This is a genomic window from Streptomyces sp. NPDC026417, assembly GCF_055567695.1.
The window spans coordinates 67126-83196 of record NZ_JBVHPY010000006.1 but is presented as its reverse complement, the minus strand read 5'-3'; the positions used below and the strand labels follow the sequence as shown (position 1 = coordinate 83196).

The window sequence follows — 16071 nt, the reverse complement described above, 5'->3', positions numbered from 1 at the left end:
GGCGGCGCGCGCGCAGGGTGGCGGGCGCCGTTCCGGACAGTCCCGGCGCCGTGCGTGCCGCTCGGAGCAGGGGTGCACCGTCGACACGCCGCCGTTCCCGCCGGGCGGGGGAATCTTCGGATGCCGCGGGCCGTTCCCCGGCAGAGCACTCATCACTGGGACCTTCAGGAGGCCGACGGTGTACGGCGACCAGGCAACGATCCGCAGGATTCTCACGGAGCTCGGCGACACGTGGGCGGTCGTGGGCCTGTCCTCGAACCGGCAGCGCGTGGCGTACGGTGTCGCGGCCGTCCTCCAGCGCTACGGCAAGCGCATCGTCCCGGTCCACCCCAAGGCCGAGACGGTCCACGGCGAGCAGGGCTACGCCTCGCTGTCCGACATTCCCTTCAAGGTCGACGTGGTGGACGTCTTCGTCAACAGCGAGCTGGCCGGAGCCGTCGCCGACGAGGCCGTGGCGATCGGCGCCGAGGCGGTCTGGTTCCAGCTCGGCGTCGTCGACGAGGCGGCGTACGAACGGACCCGCGCCGCGGGCCGGGACATGGTCATGGACCGCTGCCCCGCGATCGAGATCGGCACCCTGGGCTGACGCCCGGCTCCCCTCACAGTCCGATGGCGCCGTCGATCCGTTCTCGGAGCAGGTCCGCGTGGCCGTTGTGGCGCGCGTACTCCTCGACCATGTGGATGAGGACCCAGCGCAGGGACACGGTGCCGCGCCAGGAGTCGTATCCCTCGACGTCGAGGTGGGGCGCGTCCGCCACGAAGGCCTCGGCGAAGGCCACTTCGGCGCGCCAGGCCGCCCATGCGGCGGTGGCCGCCGCGGAGCCGGGCACCGCGCCGCCGAAGTCGCCGTCGGGGTCGGCCGGCGAGGAGAAGCGGGGCGGCGCGTCCTGCCCGGCCAGCACGGCCCGGAACCAGCGGCGCTCCACGTCGGCGAGGTGCCGCACCAGTCCGAGCAGCGACAGCGTGGAGGGCGGGACGGACCGCCTGCTCAACTCGTCGTCCAGACCGGCGCACTTGAGCTCCAGCGTCGCGCGCTGCGCGGCGAGGAAGTCGATGAGCAGGCTCCGTTCGTCACCGGTCGCGGGACGGGTGGGGCGGGGGTCCCGGTCGGCGGCGACGAACATCTCGCCTCTTCTGCTGGGAGTCGTCATGCGTCCATCATCGACTGCCGGTCCCGGGTGCCGCGCCGGGCCGCCGGAATCCAAGGCCGCGTCCTCACCGCGGTGTCGTGCAGCGGTCCACAAGGTCGTACCAGTTGGCCTCCAGCCGCTCCAGGGAGACGCCGCCGCGGGTGAGCAGATGGTGGACCAGGGTCGGGTCGAGGGAGGCGAGCAGGGTGTGCGCGACGAGTTCGATGTCGCCGCCCGCTCCGCTCTGCCGCAGCAGCAGCGCGACGTGGGTGAGCCGGAGGCGGTACGCGGGCGAGGTGTGGCGGCGTCCCGACTCCGCGTGGGCGGCCAGGTAGAGGTCGCGGTGGAGGTGTTCGTGGTGGATGACGGCGGCGCCGAAGGACCGCAGCCGCTCCAGGGCGGGCGCGTCCGGGCCGAGTGGCGCAGGGCCGGTGAGGAAGGCCGCCTGGAGCTGCTGCTCGTGGTGGTCGAGGAGCGCCATGAGCAGCCCGGTGCGGTCTCCGAACCGCCGGAAGACGGTTCCCTTGCCGACCTGGGCGGCCAGGGCGACGGCCTCCATCGTCAGGTTGGCGGCTCCCCGCTCGGCCGCCAGACGCGCGGCGACCTCCAGCAGCCGCGAGCGGTTGCGGGCGGCGTCGGCCCGCAGCTGGGGCGGCTCGCCGGCGGGGGCGAGGGTGAGCTCCGGCCGCCCGGCCAGGGCGTCGTGCGCGGCTGCGGGCGAGGGCGGCGGGAGCGAGGTCATGGCCCCAGCGTAACGCTCACGAGAACAAGTGGACCCCGGTCCGGATAGGTGATACAACTTTTAACGGACCCCGGTCCGCTTAGTTCGGAGCCCAGCCCGTGCCCCCGGCACACCTTGCCTTGAACCGCTCTCAGAGGAGTTTCGCCATGTCCGTACGCATCCTTGCGCTCGTCGGAAGCCTTCGCGCCGGTTCGCACAACCGCCAGCTTGCCGAGGCCGCCGTCAAGCACGCTCCCGAGGGCGTCGAGATCGAACTGTTCGACGGGCTGGCCGAGGTGCCCTTCTACAACGAGGACGTCGACATCGAGGGCGGCGTGCCGGAGTCGGCGGCCCGCCTGCGCGCCGCGGCCGGCCGGGCCGACGGCTTCCTGCTCTTCTCGCCGGAGTACAACGGCACCATGCCCGCCGTGCTGAAGAACGCGATCGACTGGCTGTCCCGTCCGTACGGCGCGGGTGCGCTGAGCGGCAAGCCCGTCGCCGTGGTCGGCACCGCGTTCGGCCAGTTCGGCGGCGTATGGGCGCAGGACGAGGCCCGCAAGGCCGCGGGCATCGCCGGCGGCACGGTCCTGGAGGACGTCAAGCTGTCGATCCCCGGCTCGCTGACCCGCTTCGCCGAGACGCACCCCGCCGACGACGACGAGGTGGTCACCGGCCTGACCGAGGTCATCCGGCAGCTGAGCTCGCAGGCGACCCCCGCCGCCGCCTGATCCCGAGGCCGCGGCGCCCGCACGCACCGAACGCCCGGTGGGGGTACGGCACATGTGCCGTACCCCCACCGGGCGTCGACGTCCGCACCGCCGGACCAGGAGGCTCCGACGCGTCAGACGACGCCCAGACCCTCCAGCACCACCGCGTTCGGCAGCTCGGCGAACGCCTTCCCCGGCACCAGCAGCTTCCCGCGCCGCCGCCCGCTGCCGACGAGCACGTACGGCAGCTCGACGACCGCCGAGTCCACGAGCAGCGGCCACTCCCCCGGCAGACCGATCGGGGTGATGCCGCCGTACTCCATGCCGGTCTCCCCGGTCGCGGTGTCCATCGGCGCGAACGAGGCCTTGCGGGCGCCGAGTCGGCGCCGCACCACGCCGTTCACGTCGACGCGCGCGGCGGACGGCACGAGACAGGCGGCCAGCGTCGTCCCGGCGCCGCGCCTGCCCGCGACGACCACGCAGTTCGCGGACCGTTCGAGCAGCTCCCTGCCGTAGTGCTCCAGGAAGACGTCGGTGTCCGCCCACTCGGGCTCGGTGTCGACGTACACGATCCGGTCGGCGGGCACGCCGGCGCTCCAGCGGCGGACGGCGTCGGCGACCGGAGCCGCGAGCACGTCGAGGCAGTCCGGTGCCGGGGTGGCGTTGTCGAAGTCTCCGAGAGGTGCGCGCATCCCGGCACGCTAACAGCCGCCCCGCCCCACCCCGGCCGGCGTCTCAGTGCACGGGCGGCACCGACACCGCCATGATCATCTCGACCGGTTCGTCACCGGCATTGCCGTACGTGTGCGGCACGTTGGCCTCGAACGAGACGCTCGCCCCCGTGGGGACGCGGTGCTGCACCTCATCGACCGTGAGCGTCAGTTCGCCCGCCGTGACGTGGACGAGTTCGACCGTGCCTCCGGGGTGCGGGTCGGAGGCGCTGCCCTCGCCCGGCATCAGCCGCCAGTCCCACATCTCCAGCGGGCCGGGGGCCTCGGTGCCCGCGAGCAGCCGGTTGTAGCTGCCCGCATCGGTGTGCCACAGCCGTACCGCCTGCTCGGCGGGGACGATACGGACCTTGGGGCCCTGCTCGTAGTCGAGCAGGGTGGTGATGCTGACACCGAGGGCGTCACCGATCTTGACGACCGTGCCGATACTGGGGTTGGTCCTGGCCTGCTCGATCTGGATGAGCATGCCGCGGCTGACTCCCGCGCGGGCCGCGAGCGCGTCCAGGGTGAAGCCCCGCTCGGTGCGCCAGCGCTTGACGTTGCGCGCCAGAGACTGGTTCAGCAGGTCGAGGTCCGACACATTCCGTCCAATATTCTGGATGACAGAGTTCATTTGATTGAACTACGGTGGGGTGCACCGGATTGTTCACTGCACTGTACTGCGAGGCCCCGATGACAGCACTCTTCGCCCTGGCCACCAGCCTCCTCTGGGGCCTGGCCGACTTCGGCGGCGGGCTGCTGACCCGGCGCATGCCGGCGCTGACGGTGGTGGTCGTCTCGCAGGCGATCGCGGTGGGCGTCCTCGGGGTGGTCGTCGTGGCGACCGGTGGCTGGAGCGAGGCGGGACCGCAGCTGTGGTTCGCGGTGGCCGCGGGACTGGTGGGTCCGGTCGCGATGCTCTCCTTCTACAAGGCGCTGGCCCTCGGTCCGATGGGCGTCGTCTCCCCGCTCGGCTCGCTCGGCGTGGCCGTCCCGGTCGCCGTGGGCCTGATGCTGGGCGAGCGCCCGGGTGTCCTGCAGTTCGCGGGCATCGCGGTGGCCGTCGTCGGGGTGGTGCTCGCGGGCGGCCCGCAGCTCAGGGGCGCCCCCGTCCAGCGGCAGGCGGTCCTGCTCACCCTGCTCGCCGCCTTCGGGTTCGGCGCGGTCATGTCGCTGATCGCCGAGGCCTCCACGACGCTCACCGGCCTCTTCCTCGCCCTGTTCGTGCAGCGCGTGACCAACGTCGCGGCGGGCGGCGCCGCGCTCTGGGTCTCCGTGCGGCGGGGCGCCCGGGCCCTTCCGGAGGGCGACGGGGCGGGTGTCGTCCTGCGCTCGCTGCCGGCGCTCGCCTTCGTCGGCCTGGCCGACGTCGCGGCCAACGGGACGTACTCGATCGCGGCCCAGCACGGCCCGGTCACCGTCGCCGCGGTGCTCGCCTCGCTCTACCCGGTGATCACGGCGCTGGCGGCCCGCGGCATCCTCAGCGAACGGCTCCGCGGGGTCCAGGCCGCCGGTGCCGGCCTGGCGCTGATCGGCACGGTGCTGCTGGCCACCGGCTGAGGCACACGGCGGCCGAGCCGCTCGCGCCCGGCGGCACTCGGCGAACCGGCAACGGCCGCCGTACCCGCGACGGGTCCCGGGTCGGCCGCGCGGCGCGGAGCGGGCAACGACGCCCGGGCGGCCTCAGGACCCGGCCCGCACGTCCGCCGCCTCGCGACGGGCCCAGGATGGCCGGGCGGGCACCGACCCCGAGCGATCTCGGGACCCGGCCCCGCGTCAGGGCTCGGCGCGCACGTCCTCCGCCGCGCCGCCGGGTGCCGACAGCCCCGAGAACCGGCCCGTCCCCTCCGCCTCCTCGCGCGCCTGCACCGTCGGAAGCGACCCGACGTCCGCCGTCTCCCCGGACGGAGGCAGCTCCGTGAGCCGGGCGATCTCCTCCGCGTCCAGGTCCGACAGCGCGAGCAACTGCTCCGGGGTCACGCCGTCGGGGATCGGTACCGGCGCCGGGGTGCGCAGGGGCGGCTGCCAGCCGTGGCGCGCGTCCCAGCGGCGTACGACCTTGGCCGGCGCCCCCGCCACCACGGCGTGGTCGGGCACCGTCCCGCGCACCACCGCACCCGCGGCGACGACGACGTTCCGTCCGATCCGCGCCCCGGGCAGGATCACGGCACCCGTCCCGATCCAGCAGCCCGGGCCGATCGACACCGGGTCCATCCGCGGCCACTGCTTCCCGATGGGCTCGTGCGGATCGTCGTACGAATGGTTCGTGGACGTCACGTAGACATAAGGCCCGAAGTAGCAGTCGCTGCCGATCGTGACCGTGGTGTCCGCGATGACGTGGCTTCCCCGGCCGAGGACGACGCCGTCCCCGATGCGCAGGATCGGGTCCGGGCCGAGGTCGAGGTCGGGCATCAGACCGGCGGTCAGCGTGACCTGCTCGGCGATGATGCAGTGCGCGCCGAGGTGGATCCACGGTTCGCCGAAGACGGTGCCGAGCGGGAACGCGAGCCGCGTACCGGCCCCCAGCGCGCCGAACCGGAACCGTCCCGGGTGCGCGGCCGTGACCGCGCCGGTGCGCTGCACCCAGGCCCAGCCCGCGTGGACGGCGCGCTGCGCGAGGCCGCGCCGCCATGATGAGAACGTGTTCTTGCTCGTGGGCACCCGCTCACCGTACTCAGCGGGCCGTGCGGCCACGGGGCCGAGCGGCTGTGATCTTCGCCCCACCCGGCCGCGCCGGCCCCCCGGGCATCGCCTACGGTGCCGGTGACAAGGGCCGACGACGTACAAGGAGAGTGCGATGACGCACCAGGCGCTGATCGCGGCAGTGGGCGGCAAGGACCCGCAGGTGGACCCGGAGGCGTTCACGGCCCCCACGTCCGTGGTACTCGGCGAGGTGATCCTCCACCCGGGCGCGAGCGTCTGGTACGGCGCGGTGCTGCGCGCGGACTGCGGCCCGATCGTCGTCGGCGCCGACAGCAACATCCAGGACAACTGCACGCTGCACGTCGACCCGGGCTTCCCCATCACGGTCGGCGAGCGGGTCTCCGTCGGGCACAACGCCGTGCTGCACGGCGCCACGGTCGAGGACGACTGCCTGATCGGAATGGGGGCGACCGTGCTCAACGGCGCGGTGATCGGGGCCGGATCGCTGGTGGCGGCGCAGGCCCTCGTGCCGCAGGGCATGCGGGTGCCGCCGGGATCCCTGGTCGCGGGCGTGCCCGCCAAGGTCAAGCGGGAGCTGACCACGGAGGAGCGCGAGGGCATCTCGCTGAACGGCACCCTGTACGTGGAGCTGGCCAAGGCGCACCGCGCCGCGCACGAGGAGGGGTGACCCGCCGCCCGGTCAGTCGCCGGCCGGCGCCGGGACGGGCTCGGGACCGATCGCACCGGTCCCGGCGCCCGCCGCCGCCGCAGTCCCGGCCGTTGCGGAGCCGGCGCCGTTCCCCGTCGCCGCGGTGCCGGCCGCCCCGGTCTCTGCCTCGCCGGTCCGGGCCGCCTCGGCGTGCGCCGTCGCCTGCTTCGTCTTGCGGCGGACGACGAGCAGCGAGGTGGCGCCGATCAGGAGCGCCACCACCAGTCCGACCCACGAGAAGCGCTTGAGCCAGGACTCCGCGACCACACCGACGTAGTAGATGACCGCGGTCGTGCCGCCCGCCCAGAGGATTCCGCCGAGCACGTTGGCGACGAGGAACTTCCAGTACGGCATGCGCAGCACACCGGCCAGCGGGCCGGCGAAGATGCGGAGCAGGGCGACGAAGCGGCCGAAGAAGACCGCCCACATGCCCCACTTCTCGAAGGACCGCTCGGCGGTCGCGATGTGCCCCTCGCTGAAGTGCTTGGGGAACTTCCCGCCGAGCCAGGCCAGCAGCGGGCGTCCGCCCTTGCGGCCGATCGCGTAGCCGATGGAGTCACCGACGATCGCGCCCACCGTGGCGCACACCCCGAGGACGACCGGGTTGATGCCGGCGTGCTGGGAGGAGAGCAGCGCAGCGGAGACCAGGATGATCTCGCCGGGCAGCGGGATGCCCAGGCTCTCCAGTCCGATGACCAGCCCCACGAGCGCGTAGATACTGACCGCGGGCACCGTCTCGAGCCACTCCTGGACGTGCAACGCCGGTTCCTCCCGTATCGCTGTGCATGGTCCGGGCCCGCACCCCTCCGTGTGCTCGCCCGGCGTGCGTCCTCCCCCCGGGCGCACGCCGGGCAGCCTACCCGCTCAGCCCCGCGAGGCGGAGTCCCAGAGGCCGCACCGGTGCTCCCGGTGGACGGCAGTGCTCACGGTGGTGCCACCTGCCGACGCCGTCCGCAGCGACAGGACCCGACCCGGCCGTGCGGGCATCGCGGGCCGTCCCGCGGCCCGCGGCACGCCGTCGCGCACGAAGCTGCCCCAGTACTCCACCATCTGCCGGGACAGGGCCCGCTGCTCCGCGTTCAGCGGCGTCGGCAGCCCGAAGTGCTTGAAGAGGTACTGCACCTCGTTCACGTGGGTCGCGCCGAAGTCGAAGTCCGTGTGGAGGGCGCGCAGCGACGCGAACGGAGGCGAGGTGCGGTCGGCGAACTCGTAGGAGTGGACCGGCCCCCGCCCGGCGAGCACGCCGTCGAGCCGCAGCGCCGGGCAGGCCATCAGGAAGTCGCCGAACGCCGTGCCGTAGGCGAGGGTCGGCGTCGGATACGCGGCGAGCGGGTAGCGCCGCAGCACCTGCTCGCCGAGGTCCGTGCCGAACGCCGACACGACGACCTGCGGGTACTGCTCCGCGGTGAGCGGAGTGCCGCCCGCGTCGAACCGGCCGAAGGCGAAGAGCCGCCCCTCGTCCCGGTTCGCGCCGTTGAGTACCGGAACCCGGGCCGCCGCCCCGTTCGCGAAGGCCTCGACGGGCTGCACCGGCAGGAAGCCGCCGCCGGCCACCGGGCCCCAGTCGAAGCCGGCCTGTGCCGCGAGGATCTCGGCGGCCGGTCTGCCGCGCAGGCACGCCCCGGAGGGTTCGGCGCAGCCGACCTTCCGGGCGAAGGCCCGGCCGGCCTCGACGGCCGCCCGGTGCGAGCGGGCCGCGCAGTCGCCGTAGGCGCCGCTCTGCACGATGGCCACGCGGTACAGCCCGGTCGCGGCCGGTGAGGCCAGTTGCGTGCAGACGGAGCGCCCGCCCGCCGACTCGCCCGCGATCGTCACACGCGCCGGGTCTCCGCCGAAGCGCCCGATGTTCGCGTGCACCCAGCGCAGCGCGGCCTGCTGGTCGAGCATCCCGAAGTTGCCCGAGACGCCGTCGCGTGCCTCGCGGTCCAGGGCGTCCGTCGCCAGGAAACCCAGCGCGCCCAGGCGGTAGTTGACGGTGACGACCACCACGCCGGCCCGGCGCGCGAAGGTGTCGGGCACGACGTCCTCGCCGGCGCCCGCGGTGAGCCCTCCGCCGTGCAGCCAGACCATCACCGGCCGCCGCGGGGCGTCCTGGCCGCGCGGGACGTACACGTTGAGGTCGAGGCAGTCCTCCGTATGGCTGGGCCGCTCGTAGCCGGGATCCCAACTCGGGGCCTGGACGCAGTGGTTGCCGAAGTCCGTTGCGGTGCGCACCCCGTGCCACGGTTCGACGGGCCGCGGGTTCCGCCAGCGCAGGGGGCCGACCGGGGGCCGGGCGTACGGAATGCCGAGGAACTGCCGCCCCTCGCCGGTGGTCTCCCCGCGGACCCACCCGGCAGCGGTGCGCACGAGAGCGGGGTCCTTCGCCGCCTGTGCCGGGACGGGTGCGGTCAGGAGAGCGGCCAGAGCGGTGAGCGCGACGGCGACGCGACGTATCACCTCGTCACCTCCGCGGTCGTGCGCAGCCGCAGATCACGCGACGACGAACCCACCCAGACCGTGCGGCATCCGGTGCCGAGGACCCAGCCGTGGCGCCGCGCGTCCCAGGAGGACAGAGTGCGCCTGGCGACGGTCACGTCCACCCGCCGCCGCTCCCCCGCGCGCAGGGTGAGGCGCCGGTAGCCGCCGAGGATCCTGACGGCCTGGTCGAGCCGGAGGTCCGGAGAGCGGCCGACGTAGATCTGCGCCACCTCGACACCGTCCCGCCGCCCGGTGTTGTGGACGGTGAAGCTCACTTCCAGGCCGCGTCCGCTCTCTTCGACCCGCAGGCCGTCGTAGGCGAACGAGGTGTACGAGAGTCCGTGGCCGAAGGGGAACAGCGGCCGTACGCCCCGGGCGTCGTACCAGCGGTGGCCGACGTGGATGCCCTCCGCGTACTCCTCGACCCCGTCCCGGCCGGGATAGCGGAGCGGGTCACCGGCGACCGGGTGGTGGGAGTCGTCGACGGGGAAGGTCTGGGTGAGCCGCCCGCCCGGGTCGCAGTCGCCGAACAGGACGGCCGCGGTGGCGGCGGCACCCTCCTGGCCGGGGTAGTACATCTGGAGCACGGCGGCGGTCCGCCGCAGCCAGGGCATCGCGGTCGAGGACGAGGTGTTCAGGACGACGGTGGTGCGCGGGTTCGCCGCGGTCACCGCCTCGATGAGCCGGCTCTGGTGGCCGGGCAGGGCGATCGTGGTGCGGTCCTGGCCCTCGGTGGCGTCCTCGTAGGCGAACAGGACGACACTGTGTGCGGCGCGCGCGACGCGCACCGCCTCGGCGACGTCCCCGGCGCGGGTGGCGCCGGTGATCCGCCGCAGCCGGAACAGCCCGCCCCGCTCCCCGCCTTTCGCGGTGATCTCGACCCTGTGTGCTCCCGCGGCGAGGCGGAGCGTCCTGCGCCGCACCGACAGTCCGTCCGGCGCGGCGGTGACCAGACCGCCCTGGAAGTACTCGCCGTACCCGGGTGCCACGGGAAAGAGGTCCTCGCCGTCGAGGACGACCTTCGGGCGCTCGCCGGAGTAGTGGATGACGAGGGTCCACTCGTCGGCGTCCCCGACGGACAGCGTGCCCTCGTACGTCCACGTCCTCCCGGCCGGGACGTCCTGGCCCTCGGCGTCGACGCCGGGGCTGAACGCGCCGTCCGGGACGGGCTTGCCGTAGAGGTCCTCGCCGAGCGCGTACGACACCCGGCTGCCGCGGCCCGCGCGGGCCCGGATGGCGTCCACGGGGCTGTCGGCGCGGTCGGGGACGACGTGTGCGCTGCCGCCGCCGCTCACGAAGGGGACCGAACCGGTGGGGCCGATCACGGCGATGCTGCGGGCGGCGGCGCCGCTGAGCGGCAGGGCACGGTTCTCGTTGCGCAGCAGGGTCGCGCCGGCCTTGGCGACCTCCAGGGCGACGGCCGCTCCCGCCCCGGGGTCCCGGCCGGGGCGCGGCCGGGCGCTGCCGTCGAGCAGCCCGAAGCGGTCCAGCACCGTGAGAATCCGGCGCACGGCACGGTCCACGTGGGCCTCGGGGACGCTGCCGTCCTGCACGGCCTTCTTCAGCGGCGCGCCGAAGTACGTCCCGTCCGGCATCTCCATGTCGAGGCCCGCGGTGATCGAGGCCGCGGTGCTGTGGGCGGCGAACCAGTCGGTCATCACCCATCCCCCGAAGCCCCACCGCTTGCGCAGGACGTCGGTGAGCAGCGGTCTGCTCTCGCAGGCGAATGTGCCGTTGACCTTGTTGTACGCGCCCATGACGGCGCCCGTGCCGGCCTCGACGGCGGACTCGAAGGCGCGCAGTTCGACCTCGTGCATGGTCTGTTCGTCGACCCGGACGTCGACGGACATGCGGTCCTTCTCCTGGTTGTTCATCGCGAAGTGCTTCACGGTGGCGACGAGGCCCTCGCCCTGGATGCCCCGGATCTCCGCGGCGACGAGATCGCCGGCGGCCAGCGGGTCCTCGCCGAACGTCTCGAAGTTGCGTCCCGCGTACGGGGTGCGGATGAGGTTGACCATCGGCGAGAGCAGCACGTCCTGGCCGAGGGCGCGGCCCTCGCGGCCGATGACCTGGCCGTAGCGGCGGGCCAGGTCCGGGTCGAAGGCCGAGGCCATCAGGACGGGAGCGGGCAGCGCGGTGGCGTGGCGGGTGACGCGGACTCCCGCGGGGCCGTCGGCCAGCCGGATCGGGGGGATGCCCAGCCTGGGGACGCCGGGCACGTATCCGGCCTGGCCGAGCCGGTCGGGGTCGGTGGCGCCGTGCAGGAGGGAGATCTTCTCGTCGAGGGTGAGCCGGGCGATCAGGCGCTCGACGCGCCGGCCCGCGCCGGGGGCGGAGTCCTTGCGGGGAACCGCGTGCGCGGGGGCGGCGAGGCCGGTTCCGGTGGCCGCGGCGGCGACCGCTACGGCGCCGCTCAGCAGGCGCAGGGTCGATCGCCGGGAAAAGGTGTGGGACATGGGCCGTCACTCCTTGTGTGCGCGGGGCACGTCGCTGTGGACCGCATGTACACGTGCCGGCGGCAGCCGCGTTCGGCCCCTGAACGCACCGTGCGTCGAGGGCGAGTTGACAGGCTGTCAGGCACCAGGGGTACGGCGCGAAAACTATGACCGCTGGTGACTCGTGTCAATGAAGTGAGCGGAAACGGCGGCCCGGTCCCCGGAGCCGACCCGGAGTACGGCCGGGTGTCCGACGAGCCGGAGCGTGCCACGGCCTCTCGTACGCACCGTGTGCTCGCACACCGGATCACCGGGGCGCGACCGCACCGCCCGCGGTCCGACTGCGGTGGGCGCCGGCCGATCACCCTCCAGGTACGCCTCTCCCTCTCGTCCGTGCCGCGCGAGGGGCTACCGCGCCGGCCCCGCCACCACGCCCCGAGGACGTCTTGCGCCACCCGCGACACCACGAGACACATGGGGTGCCCGGGTGGACTCCTCCAACCCGGCCGCGCTGTTGTCGATTTACCAGAACACTGATCGTCCCGAGTACATGAGAAAGCGCGCCTGAACGGCCCCGGGGCCTTCGGCGGTACCTGCCCTGGCGCACTCGTCGTGGTGCTGTTGTGGGACGTCCGGGGATCGCTCCCCGGAGGTGGCAACGGCCTCAGCCGGTGTCTTCTCGCTTCAATGCCTCATGCCCGTCTCCCTTGCGGGCTGCGGGACTTGCAGTGGCTCTACGAGCGTTTCGGGTCTCCCCCCTATCGGAGGCGACCGTCCTGAGCTGCCTGACCGCCGCATCGACGATGTTCGCGGTGCTGTTCTCGTACCGGTGCAGGACCGCACCGCACGAGGGGCAGTCGAACTTGCTGCACGACGCGTCGGAGCTTGGGTTTCGCTCCTTGCAGTTCGCGCAGGTGCTGGAGATGGGCTCGCCCCGCCCGATGACGAGGAGTTCCGAGCCGTACCAGGCGGTCTTGTACGTGAGCTTCTTGCGCAGGCTGCCCAGGCCGGCGTCCAGGAGATGCCGGTTGACGCGGGCCTTCACCCCGGCGTTTCCGCCTGGCCTGTCCCGGGTGCCATCGGCCGGGGCAGTGAGGGCGGTGATGTCCAGGTCCTCGATCGCCACATGCGTGAAGTCGGTGGAGAGCTTCTTGGTCAGGCCGTGCAGGAACGAGGCGCGTCGCACGGTGATCTGCTGATGGATACGGGAGACGCGAGCGGCGGCCTTCCTCCATCGCCCCGACCCCTGTTGGCAGCGGGACATGGCGCGTTGGGCCTTCACGAGCCTGGCCGTGCTCTCGGCGAGTGGACGAGGATGCTCGACGCAGGCAGAGGCGGGGTCGGCCGGATCGAGGGGCCTGGACATGGCCACGAGATCACGGCCGAGGTCCACACCGACGAGCCCGCCGGCCCGCTGGCGGGCCGTGGGGCCACCGGTCTGCTCGACACGCCCACCGCCGCCGGCGGCCTTCTCCGCCTGGGTGCGGCTCAGATACGGGGTGCGGGTGCCGTCGTCGTGGACGTGCTCCCACAGCATGGGGACGTACTGCCGCACCCTGGCCAGCACGGACGCGTACCAGCGGTGGCCGCCGCGGGTGACGGTCACGGACTGGATGACGGCCTGTCCGCGCTCCACGAGCCGCGCGAGACGCTTGCCGGAGCCGTGGATGCGGATGCTCCCCAGGCCGGGCATCACCAGGCGGCGGTAGCCCTCCAGGCGGATGATCGGCCTCTTCACGTCATGGAAGAGAGCGAACGATTCTGCGCGACCCTTCTTCTTGAAGCGGGGATACCCGTGGCGGTGTCCGGCGCGGCGGCCGGCGAGCGAGTCCTGCCAGTACTTCCAGGCGACCTGAGCGCGGTCGAAGCCGGAGGTGAAGCAGTAGACGTTGACCTCCGCCCACCAGGGGCTGCCGCCCTCCTCAGCGGGCAGGTCCCGTTCCATCCGCCACAGGGCGCTGGTGTCGGTGGCGGTCGGCGTGCGGAACCCGTCACGGAACGCCCGGGCCTTGAGCCCGTTCACCGTGGCGCGTGCTTCGGCGAGCAGCTCGCGCTCACGGTCGGCACCGGCGCCGTCCGCACGGACGGCGGCCAGGCGGAGCACGAGATCCTCCTGCCCGGCCGGGGGCCGCATCGAGGGCAGTGGCGGTTTGCCGGAGACCGTGAGCGAGAGGCTCTTGCGGTGGTGGTCCCACACCTTGATGCGGTCGGTGAGTTCGGCACCGTCGGCCCTGATCCGTTCCTTCGCCTCGGCTTCGCTCAGCCCCGCCTCGAGGTAGGCGGCACGGCGATCGGCCCATGCCCGGTGCGCCTGGGTCTTCTTGGCCAGGGCGTAGTTGAAGGCCCACCGACAGGCACCCGCATAGCGGGACAGGGCGGCGCGTTCGGCATCCGACGGGTCCAGGGTGAGCCGGTATGCCCTCAACACCTCTGTTTCAGGCATGAACGTTTCCCCCCGTGCGTCTCCGCGGTGTCACATGATCGAATAGCTCCGCACTGTAGAGGGCGGGAATTCGGTGGGCTAATCAGTGATCACACGGATGGGCCTATTCGGCATATGCCGAAATACGGCCGCCGCTGCTACGGAGTTCCTCCGGCTCCCGCTCCCTGACGCAAGCCGGCCGAGGAAACGGGGCGACGTCTGACCGGCCGGAGCCGGGCCCGGTCCACCGCAATGCCGCCTGCCGGTCAGGCGTCGGCTGCGGCAGAACGGCGCCCGGGGTCTGCCGACTAGGGAGTGTCGGCCATGGCTGTGCAGCGGTCGGCCTGCTTCGGTACCGCCCCGTGGTGTGCAGCCGACGGCGTCCGCGTCGTTCCCGGCCGCCGGCGCCCCCGGCGACAGAGGTCGCGTACGGCGATGAAGAACCGGTCCGGGAGGAACACGGCGTCGGCGATGATCATCGCGCCGGAGAACAGCGGCAGCCCCATGAGCACCGCGATGCCGAGGTGCATGCCGAACAGCGCGGTCAGCACTGGGTACTTGAGCCTGCCGAACAGGGCGAACGGAAACGCGACCTGGAGAAGAACCGTCAGGTATCCGGCCACCGCGATGGCGGCCTGATGGCCGTCGGCCCAGTGGGAGAGCGCAGGCCACGGCTGGAAGAGTTCGAGGTTCAGCACGTAGTGCAGAGCGGTTCCGGCGCCCCACGTGCCGCCCTGCACCTTGTAGAGGCCGGCTGCACCGTAGAGGACGCAGACCTGGAGGCCGATCACGAGGAGCCCGCAATTGTGCACAGCCGTGACCAGAGTGCGCCGCGCCGTGCGGAGTTGTGGTGCGGCGCCCGGCCGCCACCGTGCCCGGGCACCTCGGGCTGCCCCGCGGCGGATTCTCCTCGCGTCCAGGGACCAGCGGCGTCCGGACGCGGTGAAGGTGAGATAGAGCGCCATCAGGAGGACGAGGTTGTCGCCCCCGTCCGTCGTGAAGATCGCCCGTGCGTGGAACGAGGCGACGACGACGGCGAAGAGCACGGACGTCGCCCGGGTCCGCCACCCCAGCAGGAACAGAGCGCAGACGGTGAGCGCCGCCGCGTAGCAGAGTTCGAAGTAGAGGGGGCTGTCGGACAGCGTGAGCACACTGGCCCAGCCCGTCTGGTCGAAGAGCTGCCGCGCGAGGGCCGGCGTCCAGGGCGACCCCGGGCCCCAGATCACGTCGCGATGGGGGAACTCGCGCAACAGGAAGACGAGGTAGAGGAAGCCGTACCCGATGCGCAGGACCGATACCGCGTAGAGCGAGAGAGGGCGGTCGGTCAGCAGGGTCCAAGCTTCGCGGGGCAGGCGGGTGAGTCGTCCGGCCGGGCCGGAAGAGGGAGGCCCGGCCGCGTGGGCCGTCGAGGATTCCGCGGACGGCGACGGGGGTTGTCCGGGAGCGCCCGCGTGCCGGACGAGGTCACTTGTCATCGGAGGCTACCTTCCACCAGGGCAGAAGCCGTGTCTCGGCGTTCGCGGAAGCGGCACGGCGGTCGCGGCCCGCGGCGTTCCGGGCGGCGACAGGCCGGGTGACCACTCGGAGTTGGATGGACTCGAACGGCTTGCCGTTCAGATCCGTCATCCGGTCGGCGGCGATGTTGCGCAGGTACTGCTGCATCATCTCGGCCCGCGCCGAGCGCGAGACGTCGTCGGCTCCGTGCAATTCGACATAGGACGTCCACGACCGGCGCAGCATGTTCTGTGCGGTGTGACTGGGAAAGGCGTTGTGCTTGATGGCTGATTCGTCCACCGCTGTCAGATCGGCCCACGGACTCACCTCGACGGAACCGTTCCGTGCGGTGTGGGCGGTGCGCGCGAAGACCGTCCGGTTGACGGAATCGGGGTCCGGCGCGAAAAGCCGCCAATTCTGCTCGAAGAGGGGATAGATCCAGGCGTCCACCTGGGATTTGTAGCGTTGGGAGACGACGTTCTGGGGCGCCACATGCAGGAATACCAGGAGGACGTGCGTCAGGGCGACGGCCAGGCAGAGAAGCACGGTGGTGTGGAGGGCTCCCCTCCCCAGACGCCTTCCCAGACGGCGTGTCGCGCGTTCGTCCTTTGTTCTGTCCGGACCGGGCTCCGCTCCAGAGGTG

At 72.6% G+C, this 16071-nt stretch carries 15 protein-coding genes; 4 read left to right on the top strand and 11 right to left on the bottom strand.

Going from position 1 to position 16071, the window contains the following annotated elements:
• Nucleotides 1–178 precede the first annotated feature (178 nt).
• On the top strand, nucleotides 179–586 hold the full coding sequence (locus tag ACZ4NT_RS11715; RefSeq protein WP_121408580.1) for a CoA-binding protein: 408 nt from the start codon (nucleotides 179–181) through the stop codon (nucleotides 584–586).
• 13 nt (nucleotides 587–599) lie between these two features.
• On the opposite strand, the gene ACZ4NT_RS11710 is transcribed toward ACZ4NT_RS11715, so the two are convergent.
• A complete protein-coding gene (locus ACZ4NT_RS11710; RefSeq protein ID WP_121408581.1) occupies nucleotides 600–1151 on the bottom strand; it encodes a DinB family protein in 552 nt (183 codons plus the stop codon).
• 64 nt (nucleotides 1152–1215) lie between these two features.
• A complete protein-coding gene (locus ACZ4NT_RS11705; RefSeq protein ID WP_467724930.1) occupies nucleotides 1216–1872 on the bottom strand; it encodes a TetR/AcrR family transcriptional regulator in 657 nt (218 codons plus the stop codon).
• A 146-nt stretch (nucleotides 1873–2018) separates the two neighbouring features.
• Between ACZ4NT_RS11705 and ACZ4NT_RS11700 the strand changes: the two genes are divergently transcribed.
• On the top strand, nucleotides 2019–2579 hold the full coding sequence (locus ACZ4NT_RS11700; RefSeq protein WP_121408583.1) for an NADPH-dependent FMN reductase: 561 nt from the start codon (nucleotides 2019–2021) through the stop codon (nucleotides 2577–2579).
• A gap of 113 nt (nucleotides 2580–2692) precedes the next feature.
• On the opposite strand, the gene ACZ4NT_RS11695 is transcribed toward ACZ4NT_RS11700, so the two are convergent.
• Nucleotides 2693–3250: a YbaK/EbsC family protein gene (locus ACZ4NT_RS11695; RefSeq protein WP_467724927.1), complete on the bottom strand. Its 558-nt coding sequence runs from the start codon at nucleotides 3248–3250 to the stop codon at nucleotides 2693–2695.
• A gap of 43 nt (nucleotides 3251–3293) precedes the next feature.
• A complete protein-coding gene (locus tag ACZ4NT_RS11690) occupies nucleotides 3294–3866 on the bottom strand; it encodes a helix-turn-helix domain-containing protein (protein ID WP_467724926.1) in 573 nt (190 codons plus the stop codon).
• Nucleotides 3867–3958: 92 nt separating this feature from the next.
• Here ACZ4NT_RS11690 and ACZ4NT_RS11685 point away from each other — a divergent pair, with 92 nt between their 5' ends.
• Nucleotides 3959–4825: a DMT family transporter gene (locus tag ACZ4NT_RS11685; protein ID WP_121408586.1), complete on the top strand. Its 867-nt coding sequence runs from the start codon at nucleotides 3959–3961 to the stop codon at nucleotides 4823–4825.
• Nucleotides 4826–5041: 216 nt separating this feature from the next.
• Here the strand turns inward: ACZ4NT_RS11685 and ACZ4NT_RS11680 are convergent, their stop codons facing one another.
• Nucleotides 5042–5926, bottom strand: coding sequence for an acyltransferase (locus ACZ4NT_RS11680; RefSeq protein ID WP_467724924.1), 885 nt, complete (start codon nucleotides 5924–5926; stop codon nucleotides 5042–5044).
• A gap of 136 nt (nucleotides 5927–6062) precedes the next feature.
• Between ACZ4NT_RS11680 and ACZ4NT_RS11675 the strand changes: the two genes are divergently transcribed.
• The gene (locus tag ACZ4NT_RS11675) at nucleotides 6063–6596 is read left to right on the top strand and encodes a gamma carbonic anhydrase family protein (protein ID WP_467724922.1); all 534 of its coding nucleotides are present in this window, start codon (nucleotides 6063–6065) and stop codon (nucleotides 6594–6596) included.
• Between the two features lie 12 nt (nucleotides 6597–6608).
• Here the strand turns inward: ACZ4NT_RS11675 and ACZ4NT_RS11670 are convergent, their stop codons facing one another.
• The 6 genes from ACZ4NT_RS11670 to ACZ4NT_RS11645 form a co-directional block, all read right to left on the bottom strand.
• Nucleotides 6609–7376, bottom strand: a complete 768-nt coding sequence (locus tag ACZ4NT_RS11670; protein WP_467724920.1) for a DedA family protein — start codon at nucleotides 7374–7376, stop codon at nucleotides 6609–6611.
• 105 nt (nucleotides 7377–7481) lie between these two features.
• A complete protein-coding gene (locus ACZ4NT_RS11665) occupies nucleotides 7482–9056 on the bottom strand; it encodes a carboxylesterase/lipase family protein (RefSeq protein ID WP_467724918.1) in 1575 nt (524 codons plus the stop codon).
• Nucleotides 9053–11533 (bottom strand): beta-glucosidase, encoded by a 2481-nt coding sequence (locus ACZ4NT_RS11660; RefSeq protein ID WP_467724916.1) that lies wholly within the window; start codon nucleotides 11531–11533, stop codon nucleotides 9053–9055. The genes ACZ4NT_RS11665 and ACZ4NT_RS11660 overlap by 4 nt, the downstream gene beginning before the upstream one ends.
• 643 nt (nucleotides 11534–12176) lie before the next feature.
• Nucleotides 12177–13955 carry an RNA-guided endonuclease TnpB family protein gene (locus tag ACZ4NT_RS11655; protein WP_467724914.1) on the bottom strand — a complete coding sequence of 593 codons (1779 nt, stop codon included), beginning with the start codon at nucleotides 13953–13955 and terminating at the stop codon, nucleotides 12177–12179.
• Between the two features lie 287 nt (nucleotides 13956–14242).
• Nucleotides 14243–15409: an HTTM domain-containing protein gene (locus tag ACZ4NT_RS11650; protein WP_121408591.1), complete on the bottom strand. Its 1167-nt coding sequence runs from the start codon at nucleotides 15407–15409 to the stop codon at nucleotides 14243–14245.
• Nucleotides 15399–15974, bottom strand: a complete 576-nt coding sequence (locus tag ACZ4NT_RS11645; RefSeq protein ID WP_467724911.1) for a DUF5819 family protein — start codon at nucleotides 15972–15974, stop codon at nucleotides 15399–15401. The genes ACZ4NT_RS11650 and ACZ4NT_RS11645 overlap by 11 nt, the downstream gene beginning before the upstream one ends.
• Nucleotides 15975–16071 lie beyond the last annotated feature (97 nt).